At 71.3% G+C, this 19,637-nt stretch carries 16 protein-coding genes; 9 read left to right on the top strand and 7 right to left on the bottom strand.

The features are described 5' to 3' along the window. Window positions 1–439: 439 nt before the first annotated feature. A complete protein-coding gene (locus ACIG0D_RS30135) occupies window positions 440–1,270 on the top strand; it encodes an HAD family hydrolase (protein WP_365760712.1) in 831 nt (276 codons plus the stop codon). A gap of 369 nt (window positions 1,271–1,639) precedes the next feature. On the opposite strand, the gene ACIG0D_RS30140 is transcribed toward ACIG0D_RS30135, so the two are convergent. Further along, window positions 1,640–2,464 (bottom strand): oxidoreductase, encoded by an 825-nt coding sequence (locus ACIG0D_RS30140; protein WP_365760714.1) that lies wholly within the window; start codon window positions 2,462–2,464, stop codon window positions 1,640–1,642. Between the two features lie 100 nt (window positions 2,465–2,564). Between ACIG0D_RS30140 and ACIG0D_RS30145 the strand changes: the two genes are divergently transcribed. Beyond that, complete coding sequence (locus ACIG0D_RS30145) at window positions 2,565–3,545, top strand: ATP-binding protein (protein ID WP_399807055.1); 981 nt, start codon at window positions 2,565–2,567, stop codon at window positions 3,543–3,545. Between the two features lie 121 nt (window positions 3,546–3,666). Here the strand turns inward: ACIG0D_RS30145 and ACIG0D_RS30150 are convergent, their stop codons facing one another. After that, window positions 3,667–4,938, bottom strand: coding sequence for a hypothetical protein (locus tag ACIG0D_RS30150; protein WP_399807058.1), 1,272 nt, complete (start codon window positions 4,936–4,938; stop codon window positions 3,667–3,669). Window positions 4,939–5,295: 357 nt separating this feature from the next. On the opposite strand from ACIG0D_RS30150, the gene ACIG0D_RS30155 reads away from it, so the two are divergent. Further along, window positions 5,296–8,076 (top strand): bifunctional SulP family inorganic anion transporter/carbonic anhydrase, encoded by a 2,781-nt coding sequence (locus ACIG0D_RS30155; protein WP_399807061.1) that lies wholly within the window; start codon window positions 5,296–5,298, stop codon window positions 8,074–8,076. A 48-nt stretch (window positions 8,077–8,124) separates the two neighbouring features. Here the strand turns inward: ACIG0D_RS30155 and ACIG0D_RS30160 are convergent, their stop codons facing one another. Together ACIG0D_RS30160 and ACIG0D_RS30165 are read right to left on the bottom strand one after the other, a co-directional pair. Then, entirely contained in the window at window positions 8,125–8,784 is a 660-nt protein-coding gene (locus tag ACIG0D_RS30160) for a hypothetical protein (RefSeq protein ID WP_399807064.1), read from the bottom strand. Continuing rightward, entirely contained in the window at window positions 8,781–9,413 is a 633-nt protein-coding gene (locus tag ACIG0D_RS30165; RefSeq protein WP_399807067.1) for an RNA polymerase sigma factor, read from the bottom strand. The genes ACIG0D_RS30160 and ACIG0D_RS30165 overlap by 4 nt, the downstream gene beginning before the upstream one ends. A gap of 331 nt (window positions 9,414–9,744) precedes the next feature. Between ACIG0D_RS30165 and acs the strand changes: the two genes are divergently transcribed. From acs to ACIG0D_RS30190, 5 genes are all read left to right on the top strand, one after another. Next, window positions 9,745–11,700, top strand: coding sequence for an acetate--CoA ligase (acs, locus tag ACIG0D_RS30170; protein ID WP_399807070.1), 1,956 nt, complete (start codon window positions 9,745–9,747; stop codon window positions 11,698–11,700). A gap of 228 nt (window positions 11,701–11,928) precedes the next feature. Beyond that, window positions 11,929–13,359 carry a Na+/H+ antiporter NhaA gene (gene nhaA, locus ACIG0D_RS30175; protein WP_399807072.1) on the top strand — a complete coding sequence of 477 codons (1,431 nt, stop codon included), beginning with the start codon at window positions 11,929–11,931 and terminating at the stop codon, window positions 13,357–13,359. 62 nt (window positions 13,360–13,421) lie between these two features. After that, the gene (locus ACIG0D_RS30180) at window positions 13,422–13,910 is read left to right on the top strand and encodes a phage holin family protein (RefSeq protein WP_399807074.1); all 489 of its coding nucleotides are present in this window, start codon (window positions 13,422–13,424) and stop codon (window positions 13,908–13,910) included. Further along, window positions 13,907–14,857, top strand: coding sequence for an alpha/beta hydrolase (locus ACIG0D_RS30185; RefSeq protein WP_365760730.1), 951 nt, complete (start codon window positions 13,907–13,909; stop codon window positions 14,855–14,857). The genes ACIG0D_RS30180 and ACIG0D_RS30185 overlap by 4 nt, the downstream gene beginning before the upstream one ends. A gap of 219 nt (window positions 14,858–15,076) precedes the next feature. Beyond that, a complete protein-coding gene (locus tag ACIG0D_RS30190) occupies window positions 15,077–15,259 on the top strand; it encodes a hypothetical protein (protein ID WP_399807078.1) in 183 nt (60 codons plus the stop codon). 13 nt (window positions 15,260–15,272) lie between these two features. On the opposite strand, the gene ACIG0D_RS30195 is transcribed toward ACIG0D_RS30190, so the two are convergent. From ACIG0D_RS30195 to nth, 3 genes are all read right to left on the bottom strand, one after another. After that, window positions 15,273–16,472, bottom strand: coding sequence for a MarP family serine protease (locus tag ACIG0D_RS30195; protein ID WP_365760734.1), 1,200 nt, complete (start codon window positions 16,470–16,472; stop codon window positions 15,273–15,275). A 120-nt stretch (window positions 16,473–16,592) separates the two neighbouring features. Next, a complete protein-coding gene (locus ACIG0D_RS30200; RefSeq protein WP_399807081.1) occupies window positions 16,593–17,288 on the bottom strand; it encodes an NUDIX hydrolase in 696 nt (231 codons plus the stop codon). 66 nt (window positions 17,289–17,354) lie between these two features. Next, complete coding sequence (nth, locus tag ACIG0D_RS30205) at window positions 17,355–18,506, bottom strand: endonuclease III (RefSeq protein ID WP_399807083.1); 1,152 nt, start codon at window positions 18,504–18,506, stop codon at window positions 17,355–17,357. A gap of 335 nt (window positions 18,507–18,841) precedes the next feature. On the opposite strand from nth, the gene ACIG0D_RS30210 reads away from it, so the two are divergent. After that, the gene (locus ACIG0D_RS30210) at window positions 18,842–19,516 is read left to right on the top strand and encodes a Crp/Fnr family transcriptional regulator (RefSeq protein WP_029382547.1); all 675 of its coding nucleotides are present in this window, start codon (window positions 18,842–18,844) and stop codon (window positions 19,514–19,516) included. Window positions 19,517–19,637: the final 121 nt, after the last annotated feature.

Consider the following 19,637-nt stretch of genomic DNA (forward strand, 5'->3'; position numbering starts at 1 on the left):
AGCGATGCGCCTGGGAATCACGATGCGGCGAACGCGGAAATGATGTGGATCTTGGTCGATAACTGTGGACAACTCGATCCCTGTGAATATCGCCGTCACCCATCCCGGTGAGCCCCGGACGCCTCTGCGCCATCTCCTGTGCGAGTTCCGCAGAGCAGTCCGATGACTACACTGCGTGACGGATCATGGGCATGCCAGAAGGGCGGCCGCAGCCGCCCGAGTGCGGCGCCACCGCCGCGCTCTGAAGGGAAAAACCCGCCCGGACATGCGACGACCCCCGCCGGGGGGGAGAGCGGGGGTCGTCCCCACGGCCGACTCGGGGGGGGAGGAGTCGGACCGGGTTAGCACGGTCGCGAACGATCCGTGACTTCCATGGTGTACCCGAGAGCCCTCTCAGGCAAACCCACGCGCCCCACCTTACGCCGAATGGGCTGCCCCTATGCTCAGGGTCGTGGAAAACCACTCCTTGCCCCGCACAGCGGCCTTCTTTGACCTGGACAAGACGGTCATTGCGAAGTCGAGCACGCTCACCTTCAGCAAGTCCTTCTACCAAGGCGGGCTGATCAACCGCAGGGCCGCCTTGCGCACCGCGTATGCCCAGTTCGTGTTCCTGGTGGGCGGTATGGACCACGACCAGATGGAGCGGACGCGCGAGTATCTGTCGCGGCTCGTCCGCGGCTGGAACGTCCAGCAGGTCAAGGAGATCGTCGCCGAGACCCTGCACGACCTCATCGACCCGCTCATCTACGACGAGGCCGCCTCGCTGATCGAGGAGCACCACACCGCCGGCCGCGACGTGGTCATCGTCTCCACCTCCGGTTCCGAGGTGGTCGAGCCGATCGGCGAGCTGCTGGGCGCGGACCGGGTGGTGGCCACCCGGATGGTGGTGGGCGAGGACGGCTGCTACACCGGCGAGGTCGAGTACTACGCCTACGGCCCGACGAAGGCGGAGGCGATCAGGGAACTCGCCGCGTCCGAGGGGTACGACCTGTCCCGCTGCTACGCCTACAGCGACTCGGTGACCGACCTGCCGATGCTGCAGTCCGTGGGCCACCCGCACGCCGTGAACCCCGACCGCGCGCTGCGCCGGGAGGCCGTCGCACGCGGCTGGCCGATTCTCGACTTCCACCGCCCCGTGCGCCTCAAGCAGCGCCTGCCCGCCTTCTCCGTACCGCCGCGACCCGCTCTGGTCGCGGCGGCGGCGATAGGAGCGGCGGCGGCCACGGCGGGACTCGTCTGGTACGCCAGCCGCCGCCGGGCGGCGATTTAGTCCCTGTTTGAACCTAAAAGTAAAGAAGTAGAGCGACCACTTCCGCTTCCTGCCGCGCTGGAGTACAAAGGACTCAACGGCCCGCGAGACCAAGGACATCCGAGAGGATCACCTTAGATACGCAATTGGCCCCACGGACCGAAGCATGAACACCGGGCACCCACGCGACGTCGACCCGTCGATTACGGGCCAGCCGCACCAGGTAAGGGCAAAGACCCCGACCTGATGGGCGACATTCGAGGACGCTTGGTAACTCGGTGATCATGCCAGCGGCGGTACGAGTCCTCGTACCGCCGCAACCCTTTTCCGCGCCTTTTTCCAGCCGCCGGACCGGGGCGGCCGGCGCCCTTTCGCGTGACTGCTACGCCGCTACGCCGCTCCGCGCTGGAGCGCCTCGCACACCGCCGTCGACTCGCGCACGCCCAGCTCCACCGCCTTGCCGCAGTGCGCGATCCAGGCGGCCATGCCCTCCGGGGTGCCGGACAGATAGCCGTCGAACGCCGTCAGATAGGCCTCGCGCCCCAGCTCCGCGTGGCCGACCTCGGCCGGGCACACGGACTTGGGGTCCAGACCGCTGCCGACCAGCACGATCCGCTCGGCCGCGCGCGCGACCAGGCCGTTGTGGGAGACGAAGGGGCGCAGCGCGAGCAGTTCGCCGTGTACGACGGCGGCCGTGACCAGGGCCGGGGCCGAACCGCCCGCGATGATCACGTCCGCCAGGCCCTCCAGGCGGGCCGACACCTCGGCGGCGCTCGGCAGCGGCTGCTCGATCAGCGGCTCGTCGACCGGCTCGCCCTCCTGGCGCGGCCGGCCCACCTCGTCGGCGTTGTCGGCCGCGGCCACCAGGTGCAGCCGGGCCAGCACCCGCAGCGGCGACTGCCGCCAGATGGACAGCAGCTGGCCCGCCTCGGCGGTCAGGCGCAGCGCCGCGCCCATGGTGCGGGCCTCGGCGTCACCGCTGAAGTCGGTACGGCGGCGCACCTCCTCCAGCGCCCAGTCGGCGCCGGCCAGCGCCGCCGAGCCCCGGGCGCCGCGCAGGGCCGCCTCGGAGGTGATCTCGTTGCTGCGACGCCGCATGATCCGGTGCCCGTAGACCCGGTCCACGGCCTTGCGCACGGACTCCACGGACTCGGCGACGCCGGGCAGTGCGCCCAGGGCCGCGAGGGGATCGGCGGTCGCGCCTGTCGTACTCATGAGTACGACATTACGCACCCCGGGCCCCCACCCCACGAAGGAGTGGTCTTCTTCACGTCCGGGCCGCGCGCGCGGTACCCCGTCACTACGCTTACTGAACATGAAAATTGCTTTCGTCGGGAAGGGCGGCAGCGGCAAGACCACCCTGTCCTCCCTCTTCATCCGCCACCTGGCAGCCAACGGCGCGCCGGTTGTCGCGGTCGACGCCGACATCAACCAGCACCTGGGAGTCGCGCTCGGCCTCGACGAGACGGAGTCCGCCGCCCTGCCCGCGATGGGCGACCACCTTCCGCTGATCAAGGACTATCTGCGCGGCACCAATCCGCGCATCCCCTCCGCCGCGACGATGATCAAGACGACGCCGCCCGGCAAGGGCTCACGGCTGCTGCGGGTACGCGAGGACAATCCGGTCTACGACGCCTGCGCCCGGGCGGTGGAACTCGACGGCGGAGCCGTCCGTTTGATGGTCACCGGCCCCTTCACCGAGGCCGACCTGGGGGTCGCCTGCTACCACTCCAAGACGGGAGCGGTGGAGCTCTGCCTGAACCACCTGGTCGACGGCCGCGACGAGTACGTCGTGGTCGACATGACCGCCGGCTCCGACTCCTTCGCCTCCGGCATGTTCACCCGCTTCGACATCACGTTCCTCGTCGCCGAGCCGACCCGGAAGGGGGTCTCCGTCTATCGCCAGTACAAGGAGTACGCCCGCGACTTCGGCGTCGAGCTGAAGGTCGTCGGCAACAAGGTGCAGGGTCAGGACGACCTCGACTACCTGCGCGAGCAGGTCGGGGACGACCTGCTCGTCACGGTCGGGCACTCCGACTGGGTCCGCGCCATGGAGAAGGGCCGCCCGCCCCGGTTCGATCTCCTGGAGGACGCCAACCGCCGGGCCCTGCACACCCTGCGGACGGCCGCCGACGCGACCTACGACCGGCGCGACTGGGAGCGCTACACCCGCCAGATGGTGCACTTCCACCTCAAGAACGCCCACTCCTGGGGCAACGAACGCACCGGAGCCGACCTCGCGGCCCAGGTCGACCCCGGCTTCGTGCTGCGGGAGAGCGAGACGGCGAACGCGTGACGCCTCCGGGGGGGGCGACGGGGAGCGGTGGCTCAGCCCTTTTGCCGCACACTCTCGCGAACGGTGCGGGGCGGACTCCGGGTCGGCTCCCGGATGTCCGCCCGTCACAACCGCGCCTGCGCTACCCCTTGTCCGCCGGCGCCCCGGGTACGCCCTTCGGGGCCGGGGCCGGGCGGGATGAGAGGAAGGAGGACCAGCCCTGCTTCGGGGCCTGGCCGACCTTCAGGGTGCGCAGCTTCGCGAGGGTCTGCGGGTCCTGGGCGTCGAGCCAGTCCGCCAGTTGGCGGAAGGAGACACAGCGCACCTCGGGCTTGGTGCACACCCGCTCGATGACCTCCTCGACGGCGCGCATGTAGGTGCCGCCGTTCCAGGACTCGAAGTGGTTGCCGATGATCAGCGGCGCGCGGTTGCCGTCGTAGGCCCGCCGGAAGCCGGCGAGGAGGCCGTCACGCATCTGGTCGCCCCACGCCTCGTACTTGTCGGGGTCGCCCTGGGTGGTGGTGCCGGACTGGTTGACCATGAAGTTGTAGTCCATGGTCAGCTGCTCGTAGGAGTGCCCCGGGAACGGCACGAGCTGCATCGACAGGTCCCACAGGCCCTCCTTCTTCGCGGGCCAGACCTGGTCGTTGACGCCGCTGGTGTCATAGCGGAAGCCCAGTTCACGGGCGGCCTTCATGAAGTTCTTCCGCCCCTCCAGGCAGGGCGTGCGGGCGCCGATCAGCTCCTTGTCGTAGTCGAAGGGCAGCGGTGCCGCCTTGGTCATGCCGGAGTGGGTCTTCCAGGACTTCACGAAGTGCTTGGCCTGGGCGATCTCGTCCTTCCACTCGTCCACGGACCACTCGCCCACCCCGCCGCCCTTGCCGCAGAAGTGGCCGTTGAAGTGGGTGCCGATCTCGTTGCCCTCCAGCCAGGCCAGCCGGAGCTGCTGCACGGTGTCGGCGATGCCCTGGCGGTCGTTGAAGCCGATGTCGGAGCGGCCCGGTGAGTGCTGTGGCGGCTTGTAGAGGTCGGCCTTGTCCTCCGGCAGGAGATACACCCCGCTGAGGAAGTACGTCATCGTCGCGTTGTTCGCCTTGGCGACCTTGCGGAAGTGGGAGAACAGCCGCTGACTGTCCTCGCCGGCGCCGTCCCAGGAGAAGACCACGAACTGCGGCGGCCGCTGACCGGGCTTCAGCCGCTCGGGCCTGGGCAGGTGGGGCTGGGCCCCGGTGAACGCCGTGGACCCGTCGCCGATCAACCGGAACGGGCTCTTGGGCCCGTGGGCCGCCTCCGGCTTGCGCGGCCCGGACACGCCCTCCTTCGCTGCGTCGGAGCCGGCCGAGCAGCCGGCGAGCGACACGGCACAGGCCGCGGCGACCACGGCGCCCGCGGCGATCCTCTGGGTGGCGGCCATCATCCGCCCACCTACTTCCTTCTCTCGGGCCGACGCCGCTGGGGCGTTTGTGGCGATGTGCAGCATGTGCAGCGATGTGCAGCGATGTGCCGGAAAAGCCGACAGCGCCGCCAAGGTCGCACGGGGCCGAGAAGGAATTAGTACGACAAGCCGGTCAAAGGTTCAGTTCACTCTCCGGAGTGATTTAGTGACCCATTTGCCCGGAAACTCCATGCCTGCCCTTTACCCTTGATTACGATTCGTTTACTGAGAGTTGATTCATCCCGCCGCTGCACGCCGTGACTCACGGCCGCGACCGACCCGCCGCCCGGCGGGACCGACCTGTTCCGCGACCGCTGCCCGGAGGAGACGGGAAAAATGTCAGCCTGCGTCCCCACACGCGCCACCGACCCCCACCAGTCGAACCGCGACCACCAGCCGCACAGCCCGCCGGCCCGGCGCCCGCGGCGCTTCCGGATCGCCGGAGCCGATGTGTCGGCCTCCATCGCGGTCTTCCTGATCGCCCTGCCGCTGTCCCTCGGCATCGCCCTCGCCACGGGGGCGCCGCTCCAGGCGGGACTCGTGGCCGCCGCCGTCGGCGGTATCGTCGTCGGCCGGCTCGGCGGCTGCCCGCTCCAGGTGAGCGGCCCCGCCGCGGGGCTCACGGTCGTCACCGCCGACCTCATCCACCTCTACGGATGGCGGACGACCTGCGCCATCACCGTCCTCGCCGGCCTGGCCCAGCTGGGCCTCGGCTGTCTGCGCGTGGCACGCACCGCCCTGGCGGTCAGCCCCGCCATCGTGCACGGCATGCTCGCCGGCATCGGCGTCACCATCGCCATGGCCCAGCTGCACATCGTCCTGGGCGGCACCCCGCAGAGCGCCGTACTCGACAACCTGCGCGCCCTGCCCGCCCAGCTGGCGGACCTGCACCCCGCCGCGCTGTCGACGAGCGCGCTCACCCTGGCCCTGCTCTTCCTCTGGCCAAGGCTGCCCGGCCGGGCCGGACAGGTCCTGCGCAAGGCGCCGGCGCCGCTGATCGCCGTCGCCGGAGCCACGGCGACCGCCTCGCTCGTCGGCCTCACGCTGCCCAAGGTGGAGCTGCCGACGTGGAACAACCACGCGCTGGCCGGACTCCCCGAGGGCCCGGTGCTCGGCCTGATCGCCGCCGTACTCACCACCACGCTGGTGTGCAGCGTGCAGTCGCTGCTCGGCGCCGTCGCCACGGACAAGCTGGCCGCCGCCCGCCCCGGCCTCACCGGCCGGGTGCCGCGCTCCGACCTGAACCGCGAACTGCTCGGCCAGGGCGCCGCGAACATCGTCTCCGGCAGCCTCGGCGGACTGCCGGTCGCGGGCGTGGCGGTGCGCAGCACGGCGAACGTGAACGCGGGCGCGGTGAGCAGGAACTCCACGATGCTCCACGGCGCTCTCGTGGTAGTCGCCTCGCTGCTGCTCATCCCGCTGCTGGAGCTCATCCCGCTGGCCTCGCTCGCCGCCCTGGTGATGGCCGTCGGCATCCAGATGGTCTCCCTGAACCACATCCGTACGGTGACCCGCCACCGTGAGGTGCTGGTGTACGCCGTCACCACCCTCGGCGTGGTGCTGTTCGGCGTCCTGGAAGGCGTCGCCCTCGGCATCGCCGTGGCCGTCGCCGTCGCCCTGCACCGCCTGACCCGCACCCGCATCACGCACACGGAGGAGGAAGGAGTCCATCACGTCCAGGTCAGAGGCCAGTTGACGTTCCTCGCCGTGCCCCGGCTGAGCCGGGTCCTGCACCTCGTCCCGCAAGGCACCGACGTCGTCGTGGAGCTGGACGGCTCCTTCATGGACCACGCGGCGTTCGAGACCCTGCAGGACTGGCAGAACACGCACACCGCGCAGGGCGGCACCGTCCAGCTCACCGGCCGCCGCGCCGGGATCCGTATCGCCGAACCGGGCGCCCCCGCGGAGGACCCGGCCGGAGCGGAGACGGCGGACGCGGCGAACTCCGGCGACTGCCGGTGCCGTCCGTGGACACCGTGGCGCAACCACCAGTGCGAGTGGGAGCGTCCGGGGCCCGAGGAGGCGTCGGGTGCCGGTGAGGGCGCGGGCCCGGGCGGCCCGGCCGAAGAGGCGGACGGCCGCGGTGGTCCGGACCGATTGGAGGCCTGGCAGGGCATGGAGGGCTCGCAGAGGCCGACAGGCACCCCGGACTCGAACGGCCCGACGGACCAGGGTGCGTCCAGCGGGCACAAAGGCGCCAACGGGCACGAAAGTGCCAACGGTCCTCAATGCACCGACGGGCCTGAAAGCGCCCCCGAGAGCCGCCGACCCGACATCCCCGGCGGCGCTCCCGCTGCCCCAGGCCGACCGGACACCCCCGGCACGTCCGCCGACTCCGGCATCCTCACCGAACCGCGCACCCAGGACGCCCCAGCCACCCCCACCACCCCCGATCCCCCCGCTCGCACCACCACCGCGACCGGCGTGAGCACCCGCACCGGTGGTCACCAACTCGCCCGCGGTATCAGCACGTTCCAGCGCAGAACCGCCCCGCTGGTGCGCGGTGAGCTGGCCCGGCTGGCGCGGGAGGGTCAGCGGCCGGTGCAGCTGTTCCTCACCTGCGCCGACTCCCGGCTCGTCACCTCGATGATCACGTCCAGCGGTCCCGGAGACCTCTTCGTGGTCCGCAACGTGGGCAACCTGGTGCCGCTGCCCGGCGAGGAGAGCGGTGACGACTCGGTGGCGGCGGCCATCGAGTACGCGGTGGACGTCCTGAAGGTGCGGCACATCACCGTGTGCGGGCACTCCGGGTGCGGGGCGATGCAGGCCCTGCTCAGCTCCGAACCCGGCGGCGCGCAGACACCGCTCAAGCGCTGGCTGCGGCACGGGCTGCCGAGCGTGGAGCGGATGGCCGACGAGAGCCGGCCCTGGGCGCGGCTCGCCGGGCGGCGCCCGGCCGACGCGGTCGAGCAGCTCTCCCTGACCAACATCGTCCAGCAGCTGGAACACCTGCGCGCCCACGAGTCGGTGGCCCGCGCCCTGCGCGAGGGCGCGCTGGAGCTGCACGGGATGTACTTCCACGTGGGCGAGGCACAGGCCTATCTGCTCACCGAGGCGTCCGGTGCGGAGGTCTTCGACCACGTGGCCGAGGCCGAGGACCTGCGCAGCCCGGCCTGACGCCGCCTCAGCCGCCCCGACCCCGGCACCCCCTAGCCCAAGTCCCGCTCAGCGGAGGCCGGACGGCTCCGGCTCCGCCGGGCGGGGCTCCGGGGCGGCGGGCACGGGATCGCACGGGGCGATCCGGCCGCGCACGCCGTAGAAACTGACGACCCGCTGGATGCTCCCGTCCGGCCGGCGCTGTCCGACCTTCTCGAAGGCCAGGGAGTCGCCGCGCCGCAGAGTGATCTCCCAGATCGGGCCCTCGCCGCCGCTGCGGTCGAAGTGGCCCCGGATCGTCTTCCCCCTCGGGTGGGTGCACTCGTAGCCATTGGGCACGTCGTCCACGGCCACGTGGATGCCCTGCTCCTCCAGCCGTTCGGCGAGTCCTTCCTGGAGGGTGCCGCCGAGTCCGATGTCGTTCACCGTGACGGTCACGGTCCCGTCCGGGTGCGCCTCGACCGCGTAGGCCGGGGTCTCGGCCGGGGATCCCGGCATCAGCACCCACGCGCCCGCGACGGCGGCGCAGGCCAGGGCGACGAGGCCGAGTCTCGGCGCGGTGAGGGCCGTACGACGGCGGCCCGGTGCGGGCACGGACACGGACACGGGTCCGGGTGCCGGGACGGCGGCGGGCTCACTCGTCTCGCTCGTGCGCCGGTCGATCTCGCGGTGCAGTTCCGCAAGCAGCCGGTCCTCGAAGTTCGTGCCCGTGGTGTCGCTGGTGGTCATGCCTCTCCCCCGTTTCCTCCGGTGGCGTACGACGTGGTGTAGGTCAGGGACGACGTGCCGCGCGGCGCGTCGGCGGGCTCGCCCACCGCCACCCCGCGCACCGCCCGCAGCGCCTTGCGCGCCCGGTGCAGCCGGACGCGTGCCGTCACCTGGCGGATGCCCAGCGCGGCGGCGGCCTCGGTGACGGTGAGCTGGTCGACCGCGATCAGCTCCAGCAGGGCCCGCTCGCCCTCCGGCAGCCGTTCCAGCGCGGCGAGGGCGCGCCGGCCCGCGGACTCGGCGTCGAGCTTGTCCTCCAGACGGGCGATGTCGTCGGGCTCCAGCAGCCGCCGGCCGGAGATCCGCTGGTCGCGCCGGGTCTCGCGGGCGAGGCGCCGGTGCTCGGACGAGACGACGTTGCGGGCGATGCCGTAGAGCCAGGCCCGTTCGCTGCCGAGGCCGGGCCGGTAGGTGTGGGCGGAGTCGAGGACCGCGAGGAACACCTCGGCCGTCAGGTCGGCGACCGTGTGGGCGTCGCGGACACGCCGGGCCACGAAGGAGGTCACGGCGTCCACGTGGCGGCGGTAGAACTCCTCGAAGAGCTGGGGATCGCGGACCGCCGCCGCGGGCCCGCCCCGTATGCCGTCCACAGTGTGTTCCCCTCTCGTCGGGTCGCGCACGGTAAGTGCCTCACCCGTACTTGGCCGCACGTGTGAAAGGCGTTACAGCCCCTGAACTTCGCTCCCGCCGCGTCCGTGGGTACGGATGACCACCGCAGACGAGGAACACAGCCGGACCCCAGAGCCGGACCCCGCAGACGAACACCGCAGACGAACACCGCAGACAGTCACCCCAGTCGAACCACCTCATCAGCCACCCCACAGGTCTAAACCAATTCCCCGACGACCCTTGTCATCGGCCCCCCGGGTCTGATGAGCTGTGGCCTGGGACACAACGGACACCCTGGGAAAGGGAGATGTCGTGAGCAACGAAAGCCTGGCCAACCTGCTCAAGGAAGAGCGCAGGTTCGCACCCCCCGCCGACCTGGCAGCGAACGCCAACGTCACCGCGGAGGCGTATGAACAGGCCAAGGCTGACAGGCTCGGCTTCTGGGCCGAGCAGGCCCGACGGCTGACCTGGGCCAAGGAACCGACCGAGACGCTGGACTGGTCGAACCCGCCGTTCGCCAAGTGGTTCAAGGACGGCGAGCTGAACGTCGCGTACAACTGCGTCGACCGCCATGTCGAGGCCGGCCACGGCGACCGCGTCGCCATCCACTTCGAGGGCGAGCCCGGCGACAGCCGCGCGATCACCTACGCCGAGCTGAAGGACGAGGTGTCCAAGGCCGCGAACGCCCTGCTGGAGCTGGGCGTGCAGAAGGGCGACCGGGTCGCCGTCTACATGCCCATGATCCCGGAGACGGCCATCGCCATGCTGGCCTGCGCCCGCATCGGCGCCGCGCACTCGGTGGTCTTCGGCGGCTTCTCCTCGGACGCGCTCGCGACCCGTATCCAGGACGCCGACGCCAAGGTCGTCATCACGGCCGACGGCGGCTACCGGCGGGGCAAGCCGTCCGCGCTGAAGCCCGCCGTGGACGAGGCGCTGGGCAAGGTGGACAACGTCGAGCACGTGCTGGTGGTCCGCCGTACCGGTCAGGAGGTCGCCTTCACCGAGGGCCGGGACGTGTGGTGGCACGACGTCGTCGGGCGGCAGAGCGCCGAGCACACGCCCGAGGCGTTCAACGCCGAGCACCCGCTGTTCATCCTCTACACCTCGGGCACGACGGGTAAGCCGAAGGGCATCCTGCACACCTCCGGCGGCTACCTCACCCAGGCGGCGTACACCCACCACGCGGTCTTCGACCTCAAGCCGGAGACGGACGTCTACTGGTGCACGGCCGACGTCGGCTGGGTCACCGGACACTCGTACATCGTCTACGGCCCGCTGGCCAACGGCGCGACGCAGGTCATGTACGAGGGCACGCCGGACACCCCGCACCAGGGCCGCTTCTGGGAGATCGTGCAGAAGTACAAGGTCACGATCCTCTACACGGCGCCCACGGCGATCCGTACGTTCATGAAGTGGGGCGACGACATCCCCGCCAAGTTCGACCTGTCCAGCCTGCGCATCCTCGGCTCGGTCGGCGAGCCCATCAACCCCGAGGCGTGGATCTGGTACCGCAAGCACATCGGCGCGGACCGGACCCCGATCGTGGACACCTGGTGGCAGACCGAGACCGGCGCGATGATGATCTCGCCGCTGCCGGGTGTGACGGAGACCAAGCCCGGGTCCGCGCAGACGCCGCTGCCCGGCATCTCCGCGACCGTCGTGGACGACGAGGCGGGCGAGGTGCCCAACGGTGGCGGTGGCTACCTGGTCCTCACCGAGCCGTGGCCGTCGATGCTGCGCACCATCTGGGGCGACGACCAGCGGTTCATCGACACCTACTGGTCGCGCTTCGAGGGCAAGTACTTCGCGGGCGACGGCGCGAAGAAGGACGACGACGGCGACATCTGGCTGCTCGGCCGGGTCGACGACGTCATGCTCGTCTCCGGCCACAACATCTCCACCACCGAGGTCGAGTCCGCGCTCGTCTCGCACCCGTCGGTCGCCGAGGCGGCCGTGGTCGGCGCGGCGGACGAGACCACCGGCCAGGCGATCGTCGCGTTCGTGATCCTGCGCGGTACGGCGGCGGAGACCGAGGACCTGGTCGCGGAGCTGCGCAACCACGTGGGCGCCACGCTCGGCCCGATCGCCAAGCCGAAGCGGATCCTGCCGGTGGCCGAGCTGCCGAAGACCCGCTCCGGCAAGATCATGCGCCGCCTGCTGCGCGACGTCGCCGAGAACAGGGCCCTGGGCGATGTCACCACCCTTACCGACAGCAGTGTCATGCAGCTCATCCAGGCGAAGCTCCCGGCGGCGCCCAGCGAGGACTGACCGCGTCATCACGACCGCGTCACCACTGACCGCGTCATCTCTGACCGCGTCACCAGTGACCGCGTCACCGTGCGGGGTGCCCGGCGCCGAGTGTGCCGGGCACCCTTGCCGCGTCTAGGGTGGACCCAGGTGACCACTGTCACTATTATTAGCTAATCTAAACAAACAGGTGCGCCGGGAAGTCTGGTCGGCAAGCGTTCCATGCTGCCCACCCACCGGAGGTCCCCCGTGTCCGCGCCCCACACCCCCCGCAAGGCCCTCGGCCGGCTGTCCCTCCCCGAGCGGACCTTCGTCGCGGACGCGCTGCGCACCGAGACGGTCGGCGGCGTCCTGCTGCTGGTGGCCGCGACAGCCGCCCTGGTCTGGGCGAACGTCCCCGCGCTGCACGACAGCTACGAGGCGGTCAGCCACTTCCACATCGGCCCGGCCGCCCTCGGCCTGGACCTGTCCGTCGCGCACTGGGCCGCCGACGGACTGCTCGCGATCTTCTTCTTCGTCGCGGGCATCGAGCTCAAGCGCGAACTCGTCGCCGGTGATCTGCGCGACCCCAAGGCCGCCGCCCTCCCGGTCGTCGCCGCGCTGTGCGGCATGGCCGCGCCGGCGCTGGTCTACGTCCTGACCAACACCGCGGGCGGCGGCTCCCTGGCCGGCTGGGCGGTCCCCACGGCGACCGACATCGCCTTCGCCCTCGCCGTGCTCGCAGTGATCGGCACCTCGCTGCCGAGCGCCCTGCGCGCCTTCCTGCTGACCCTCGCCGTCGTCGACGACCTGTTCGCCATCCTGATCATCGCGGTCTTCTTCACCGACACCCTGAACTTCGCCGCCCTCGGCGGCGCCGTCGTCGGCCTCGCCGTCTTCTGGCTGCTGCTGCGCAAGGGCGTACGCGGGTGGTACGTGTACGTCCCGCTGGCGCTGGTCATCTGGGCGCTGATGTACAACAGCGGCATCCACGCCACCATCGCCGGTGTCGCGATGGGACTCATGCTGCGCTGCACCACCCGTGAGGGTGAACGGCACTCCCCCGGCGGGCACATCGAACACCTCGTACGGCCGCTCTCGGCCGGCCTGGCCGTGCCGTTGTTCGCCCTGTTCAGCGCCGGTGTGCCGGTGTCCGGCGGGGCACTGGCCGACGTCTTCACCCAGCCCGAGACGCTGGGCGTGGTGCTGGGCCTGGTGGTCGGCAAGACGCTCGGCATCTTCGGCGGGACCTGGCTGACGGCACGTTTCACCCGAGCCTCGCTCAGCGACGACCTCGCCTGGCCGGACGTGTTCGCGGTGGCGACCCTGGCCGGCATCGGCTTCACCGTGTCGCTGCTCATCGGCGAGCTGGCGTTCGAGGGGGACGCGGCGCTCACCGGCGAGGTCAAGGCCGCCGTACTGACCGGCTCCCTGCTCGCGGCGATGCTGGCCACGGTGCTGCTGAAGCTACGGAACGCCAAGTACCGCAGGATGTGGGAGGCGGAGGAGCGCGACGACGACCTCGACGGCATTCCGGACATCTACGAGCAGGACGACCCGGAGTACCACCTCCGCATGGCCGCCATCCACGAGCGCAGGGCCGCCGAACACCGCAGGCTCGCCCGGGAGAAGGCCGCCGCGCGCCACGCGGTTGCGGAAGTAGCGGGCGGGGCAGGCGAGGAGAACGACGGTCCGGCATGATCTGACGAGACGGTACGAACGACGGGAACCGTCACCCGTCAGGCAGAAGAGGGAGACCCGCGATGAGCGCACCCGACGGCAGCCCGGTCGGCGCCGAACGCAGCATCGGCCAGCTGTTCGCCACGGCGACGACCGAATTGTCCGCGCTGGTGCACGACGAGATCGCACTGGCCAAGGCGCAGCTCCGACGGGACGTCAAGCGGGGTGTGACCAGCGGCGGTGCCTTCATGGCGGCCGGGGTGCTCCTGCTGTTCTCGCTGCCGATGCTCAACTTCGCGCTCGCCTACGGCATTCGGACCTGGACCGACTGGAACCTCGCGGTCTGCTTCCTGCTGTCGTTCGCGGCCAACGTGCTCGTCGCCGGCCTCCTCGCGCTGATCGGTGTCGTCTTCGCGAAGAAGGCGAAGAAGGGCCGCGGCCCGCAGAAGGTCGCCGCGTCCGTGAAGGAGACCGCGGGCGTGCTGCAGAAGGCCAAGCCCCACCCGCGGCCCGAGCTGCCCGCGGACCGCGTGCCCGAGGCCATCGAGCCTGTGGCACGCTCGTCGTCATGACGGAACCCGACACTCCTTCGGCCCAGCCGGCCTCGGTCGTACGGCTCGACCTGCCCGGCGGCCATGAAGTGATCCACCGGGACGTGGCCGCGAACGGCGCCCGCTTCCACATCGCCGAGCTGGGCGACGGGCCGCTGGTGATGCTGGTGCACGGCTTCCCGCAGTTCTGGTGGACCTGGCGGCACCAGCTGGTGGCGCTCGCCGAGGCGGGTTTCCGGGCCGTCGCCATGGACCTGCGCGGCGTCGGCGGCAGCGACCGCACCCCGCGCGGCTACGACCCGGCCAACCTCGCCCTCGACATCACCGGCGTCGTCCGCTCGCTGGGCGAGCCGGACGCCGCGCTGGTCGGGCACGACCTGGGCGGCTATCTGGCGTGGACGGCGGCCGTGATGCGGCCCAAGCTGGTACGGCGCCTCGCGGTGGCGTCGATGCCGCATCCGCGGCGCTGGCGCTCGGCGATGCTCTCCGACCCCAAGCAGACCGCCGCCGGCTCCTACATCTGGGGCTTCCAGCGGCCATGGATCCCCGAGCGGCAGCTCGTCGCGGACGGCGGGGCGCTGGTCGGGCGGCTCATCCGGGACTGGTCCGGGCCGCGGCTGCCGGACGACGAGGCGGTACGCACGTACCAGCGCGCGATGTGCATCCCGTCCACCGCCCACTGCTCCGTCGAGCCGTACCGCTGGATGGTCCGCTCCCTCGCCCGCCCCGACGGCTTCCAGTTCAACCGGCGCATGAAGCGGCCGGTGCGGGTGCCGACGCTCCATCTGCACGGCTCCCTCGACCCGGTGATGCGCACCCGCAGCGCGGCCGGCTCCGGCGAGTACGTCGAAGCCCCGTACCGCTGGCGGCTGTTCGACGGCCTCGGCCACTTCCCGCACGAGGAGGACCCCGTGGCGTTCTCCAACGAGCTGATCAACTGGCTGAAGGATCCCGAACCGGACCGGTGAAGCCGCCCGAGCGCCGCCCGGTGACGCCGTTTCGCGGTCGGTGACGCCGTTTCGCGGTCGGTGACGGCCCGTCCGGCGGCGTCTGTGCGTGATCGTGCCGACGCGGCCGGTATCCGGAGGGGAACGTCTGTCCGGGAAGCGGCCACATGCCCCGCGCATAGGCCAATTGGCCGTCTCCGAGGCGGTTATCGACCTTGGGGCGGGGGCAGACGTCGGGGTATGGGCTGGACGCACGACTACAGTGACGCAGCAGCACGCAACCGCCGCTCGGGCAGCGCCCTGAGCTCCCCCCAGCGGGGTGCGCCGCAACTCGCGGCGAGCGACCCGCGGGTGGGCATCCCGCGCATTCTGCGCCGCCGGGCCCGCTGGGTCTCGGTGCGGCTGCGTCACCCCCGCGGGTGACCCGCCGCGCGCCTCACAGCGCGCAGCTGTCCGTACCCACCTGCTGATTGGCCGTCCGCCCCGCGGTGATGTCCTCCCGGATCTCGTCCACGGTCAGCGCGTAGCCCGTCTCGGCGTCGTCCAGCGACTTCGCGAACACCACGCCGTAGACCTCGCCCTCGGGGGTGAGCAGCGGGCCGCCGGAGTTGCCCTGGCGGACGGTCGCGTACAGCGAGTACACGTCGCGGCGGACCGTGCCGCGGTGGTAGATGTCCGGGCCGTTGGCGGTGATACGGCCCCGCACCCGCGCCGCGCGCACGTCGTACGCGCCGTTCTCCGGGAAGCCCGCGACGATCGCGTTGTCGCCGCTCGACGCGTCCTCGTCGGTGAACTTCAGGACGGGCGCGTCGAGGTCGGGCACGTCGAGCACGGCGATGTCGCGCTCCCAGTCGTAGAGCACGACCGTGGCGTCGTACCGCTTGCCCTCGCCGCCTATCTGCACGGTGGGTTCGTCGACGCCGCCGACGACGTGCGCGTTGGTCATCACCCGGCGCTCGGCGAAGACGAAGCCGGTGCCCTCCAGGACCTTGCCGCAGCTCTGCGCGGTGCCCACCACCTTGACGATGGAGCGCTGGGCGCGGGCGGCGACCGGACTGCCGGCGAGCGCCGGGTCGGGCGGCCGTACGTCGGTGATGGGCTCGTTGGCGAACGGGCTGAACACTTGCGGGAAGCCGTTCTGCGCGAGCACCGAGGAGAAGTCCGCGAACCAGGTGTCGGCCTGCGCGGGCAGCGCGCGGGAGACGCCGAGCAGCACCTTGGAGTTGCGGACCTCCTTGCCGAGCGTGGGCAGCGTGGTGCCCGCGAGGGCGGAGCCGATCAGCCAGGCGACCAGCAGCATCGCGGCCACGTTGACCAGGGCGCCGCCGGTGGCGTCCAGGGCGCGGGCCGGGGACCAGGTGATGTACCGGCGCAGCTTGTTGCCGAGGTGGGTGGTCAGGGCCTGGCCCACGGAGGCGCAGACGATCACGACGACCACCGCGACGACGGCGGCGGTCGTGCTCACCTCCGCGTTGTCGGTGAGCGCGTCCCAGATCACGGGTAGCGCGTAGACGGCGACGAGGCCGCCGCCCAGGAAGCCGATCACCGACAGGATGCCGACGACGAAACCCTGGCGATAGCCGACGATCGCGAACCACACGGCAGCGACCAGCAACAGGATGTCCAGCACGTTCACCGATTCAGGCCTCGCCTCTTCACTCTCCGGTCCCGCCGACTCGGCCGGGGGCGCGGCCCGCCGCCGCACGGCAGGCGGGCACACCGTCCCCCGGAAAAACACAGCACGTGGGCCACCCTGTCATGCGCGCCAGTCGAGCGGGACCAGCCTGTCCCGGTCCCAGGGGCGTTCCCAGCCGGCGTAGTGCAGCAGCCGGTCGATGATTCCGGCGGTGAAACCCCACACCAGGGCCGATTCGACCAGAAATGCCGGACCCCGGTGTCCTCTGGGGTGGACGGCGGTCGCGCGGTTGTCGGGGTCCGTGAGATCCGCCACGGGGACGGTGAACACCCGCGCGGTCTCCGCCGGGTCCACGACGCCGACCGCGCTGCGCTCGCGCCACCAGCCCAGCACCGGGGTCACGACGAAGCCGCTGACCGGGATGTACAGCTTCGGGAGCACGCCGAAGACCTGGACGCCGGCCGGGTCGAGCCCGGTCTCCTCCTCGGCCTCGCGCAGCGCCGCCCGCAGCGGTCCGTCGCCCTGCGGATCGCCGTCCTCCGGGTCCAGGGCGCCGCCCGGGAAGGACGGCTGCCCGGCGTGTGAGCGCAGGTTGCCGGCGCGCTCCATCAGCAGCAGCTCCGGGCCCCGGTCGCCCTCACCGAACAGGACCAGGACGGCGGACTGGCGGCCCGCGCCGTCCTCCGGCGGCAGGAAGCGGCTCAGCTGGAGCGGCTCCACGGTCTCGGCCGCGCGCACCACCGGATCCAGCCAGCCCGGCAGCCCCTCCTTGCTGACCACCACGGCTCCGCTCCGCGTCTCACTCGCCCGGCTCATCCCCACCCCCGTCGTCCTGCCGTTTCCAACGCCCGGGGTGCCCGGGATCGTTCCGTCGAGTCCTCCTCACCCGGCCGCCCCCAGCGGCGGAGCCGGCCTGCCGCCCGCGTCCAGGTAGGCCTGCGGGGGGTTGAGGCGCTGGCCGGGAAGGCCGCCCTTCTCGTACTTCAGCAGCTTCTTCGCCTTATCCGGGTCCGTCTCGCCCTCGCCGTACGCCGGGCAGAGCGGGGCGATGGGGCAGGCGCCGCAGGCGGGCTTGCGGGCGTGGCAGATGCGGCGGCCGTGCCAGATGACGTGGTGCGAGAGGTCCGTCCAGTCGCTCTTCGGGAAGAGCGCGCCGACGGCGGCCTCGATCTTGTCGGGGTCGGTCTCGTCGGTCCACTGCCAGCGCCGTACGAGCCGCTGGAAGTGCGTGTCGACGGTGATGCCGGGGTGGCCGAAGGCGTTGCCGAGGACGACGAAGGCGGTCTTGCGGCCGACGCCGGGCAGCTTGACGAGGTCCTCCAGGCTGCCGGGGACCTCGCCGCCGAACTCCTCCGTCAGCGCCTTGGACAGCCCTATGACGGACCTGGTCTTGGCGCGGAAGAACCCGCAGGGCCGCAGGATCTCCTCGACCTCCTCCGGGTTGGCGGCGGCCAGGTCCTCGGGGGTGGGGTACTTGGCGAACAGCGCGGGCGTGGTCTGGTTGACGCGCAGGTCGGTGGTCTGGGCGGAGAGCACCGTGGCGACCAGCAGCTGGAAGGGGTTCTCGAAGTCCAGCTCCGGGTGGGCGTACGGATAGACCTCGGCGAGTTCCCGGTTGATCCGGCGGGCGCGGCGGACCAGAGCGGTGCGGGACTCCGCGCGGGGCGGCTTCGGCGAGATCGTCTTCGCGGGCGGGGCCTTCTCGACGGCGGCGGTGGCCTTCTTCGGGGCGATCTCGGCCTTCTTCACCGTGGCCTTCCTGATGGGACCGGTCTTCGCGGCGGCCTTCGCGCTCCGCTTGGCCGGGGACTTCTTCGAGGTCACGGCCTTCTTGGCGGGCGCGGTCCTCGTGGCGGGAGCGGTCTTCCTCGCAGGCGCGGTCTTCTCGGCGGACGCGGTCTTCTTCGCAGGGGCGGCCCTCTTCGCCGCGGCCGGCTTCCCGGCGGGCTCGGCCTTCGCCGTGGACGCGGCCTGCTTCGCGGGCTCGGCCTGCTTCGCGGACGCGGCCTTCCTCGCCGGGGCCGACTTCTTCACAGCTGCCTTCTTTGTCGCTTTTGTCGTTTTTCTCTCACCGCCGGACGCCTGTTCGCCCACAGCGGAATCGCGACGTACAACCACCCGCGCAGCCCCCTCGGCCTGTGCTCTCACCGGCGATTTGGACACTCGGCCAGCCTACGACCCGGCACTGACATCCGCCCGGGACCCGGAAGATCGGCGCCCAATTGGACCCCTGCCGCTTACCCCGGGACACCAGTGCGGCATCCTTGTGACAGATCACACTGTTTGGACCGTCCGGCAAAATGGGCACCACGGTCCCCTGGTACAAGGGGGAGCAAGATCCCCTGAGCAGGTCGACAAGGAGAGAACTCGTGGACGACGTTCTGCGGCGAAATCCGCTCTTCGCGGCGCTCGACGACGAGCAGGCCGCGGAGCTGCGTGCCTCCATGAGTGAGGTGACCCTCGCGCGGGGTGATTCCCTGTTCCACGAGGGCGACCCGGGCGACCGGCTCTACGTGGTCACCGAGGGCAAGGTCAAGCTCCACCGCACCTCGCCCGACGGCCGCGAGAACATGCTCGCGGTGGTCGGCCCCGGTGAGCTGATCGGCGAGCTGTCGCTGTTCGACCCGGGCCCGCGCACCGCGACCGCCACCGCGCTCACCGAGGTGAAGCTGCTCGGCCTCGGCCACGGCGACCTCCAGCCTTGGCTGAACGCGCGCCCCGAGGTGGCCGCCGCGCTGCTGCGCGCCGTCGCCCGCCGCCTGCGCAAGACCAACGACGCCATGTCCGACCTGGTCTTCTCCGACGTGCCGGGCCGTGTCGCGCGCGCCCTGCTGGACCTCTCCCGCCGCTTCGGCGTGCAGTCGGAGGAGGGCATCCACGTCGTCCACGACCTCACCCAGGAGGAGCTGGCCCAGCTCGTCGGTGCCTCCCGCGAGACGGTCAACAAGGCGCTCGCCGACTTCGCCCAGCGCGGCTGGCTCCGCCTGGAGGCCCGCGCGGTGATCCTCCTGGACGTCGAACGCCTGGCGAAGCGCTCGCGCTGACACCGGCCTTTCGGACCTCTACGACGACGGGGTCCCGCTTCCTTACGAGGCGGGACCCCGTCGCCGTACGCACGCACCGCGCGGTGCCGGACGCCGCTCGCCGATCCGCCTGATCGACGAG

The organism is Streptomyces sp. NPDC052773 (assembly GCF_044547145.1).
In the GTDB taxonomy this organism is placed as follows: Bacteria; Actinomycetota; Actinomycetes; order Streptomycetales; family Streptomycetaceae; genus Streptomyces.

Excerpts from the sequence above, each read along its gene's own strand:
- ACIG0D_RS30135 (WP_365760712.1), top strand. The coding sequence starts at position 440 with ATGCTCAGGGTCGTGGAAAACCACTCCTTGCCCCGCACAGCGGCCTTC.
- ACIG0D_RS30190 (WP_399807078.1), top strand. The coding sequence starts at position 15,077 with ATGGGCTGGACGCACGACTACAGTGACGCAGCAGCACGCAACCGCCGC.
- ACIG0D_RS30145 (WP_399807055.1), top strand. The coding sequence starts at position 2,565 with ATGAAAATTGCTTTCGTCGGGAAGGGCGGCAGCGGCAAGACCACCCTG.
- ACIG0D_RS30200 (WP_399807081.1), bottom strand. The coding sequence starts at position 17,288 with ATGAGCCGGGCGAGTGAGACGCGGAGCGGAGCCGTGGTGGTCAGCAAG.
- ACIG0D_RS30155 (WP_399807061.1), top strand. The coding sequence starts at position 5,296 with ATGTCAGCCTGCGTCCCCACACGCGCCACCGACCCCCACCAGTCGAAC.
- ACIG0D_RS30150 (WP_399807058.1), bottom strand. The coding sequence starts at position 4,938 with ATGGCCGCCACCCAGAGGATCGCCGCGGGCGCCGTGGTCGCCGCGGCC.
- ACIG0D_RS30140 (WP_365760714.1), bottom strand. The coding sequence starts at position 2,464 with ATGAGTACGACAGGCGCGACCGCCGATCCCCTCGCGGCCCTGGGCGCA.
- ACIG0D_RS30160 (WP_399807064.1), bottom strand. The coding sequence starts at position 8,784 with ATGACCACCAGCGACACCACGGGCACGAACTTCGAGGACCGGCTGCTT.
- ACIG0D_RS30185 (WP_365760730.1), top strand. The coding sequence starts at position 13,907 with ATGACGGAACCCGACACTCCTTCGGCCCAGCCGGCCTCGGTCGTACGG.
- ACIG0D_RS30180 (WP_399807074.1), top strand. The coding sequence starts at position 13,422 with ATGAGCGCACCCGACGGCAGCCCGGTCGGCGCCGAACGCAGCATCGGC.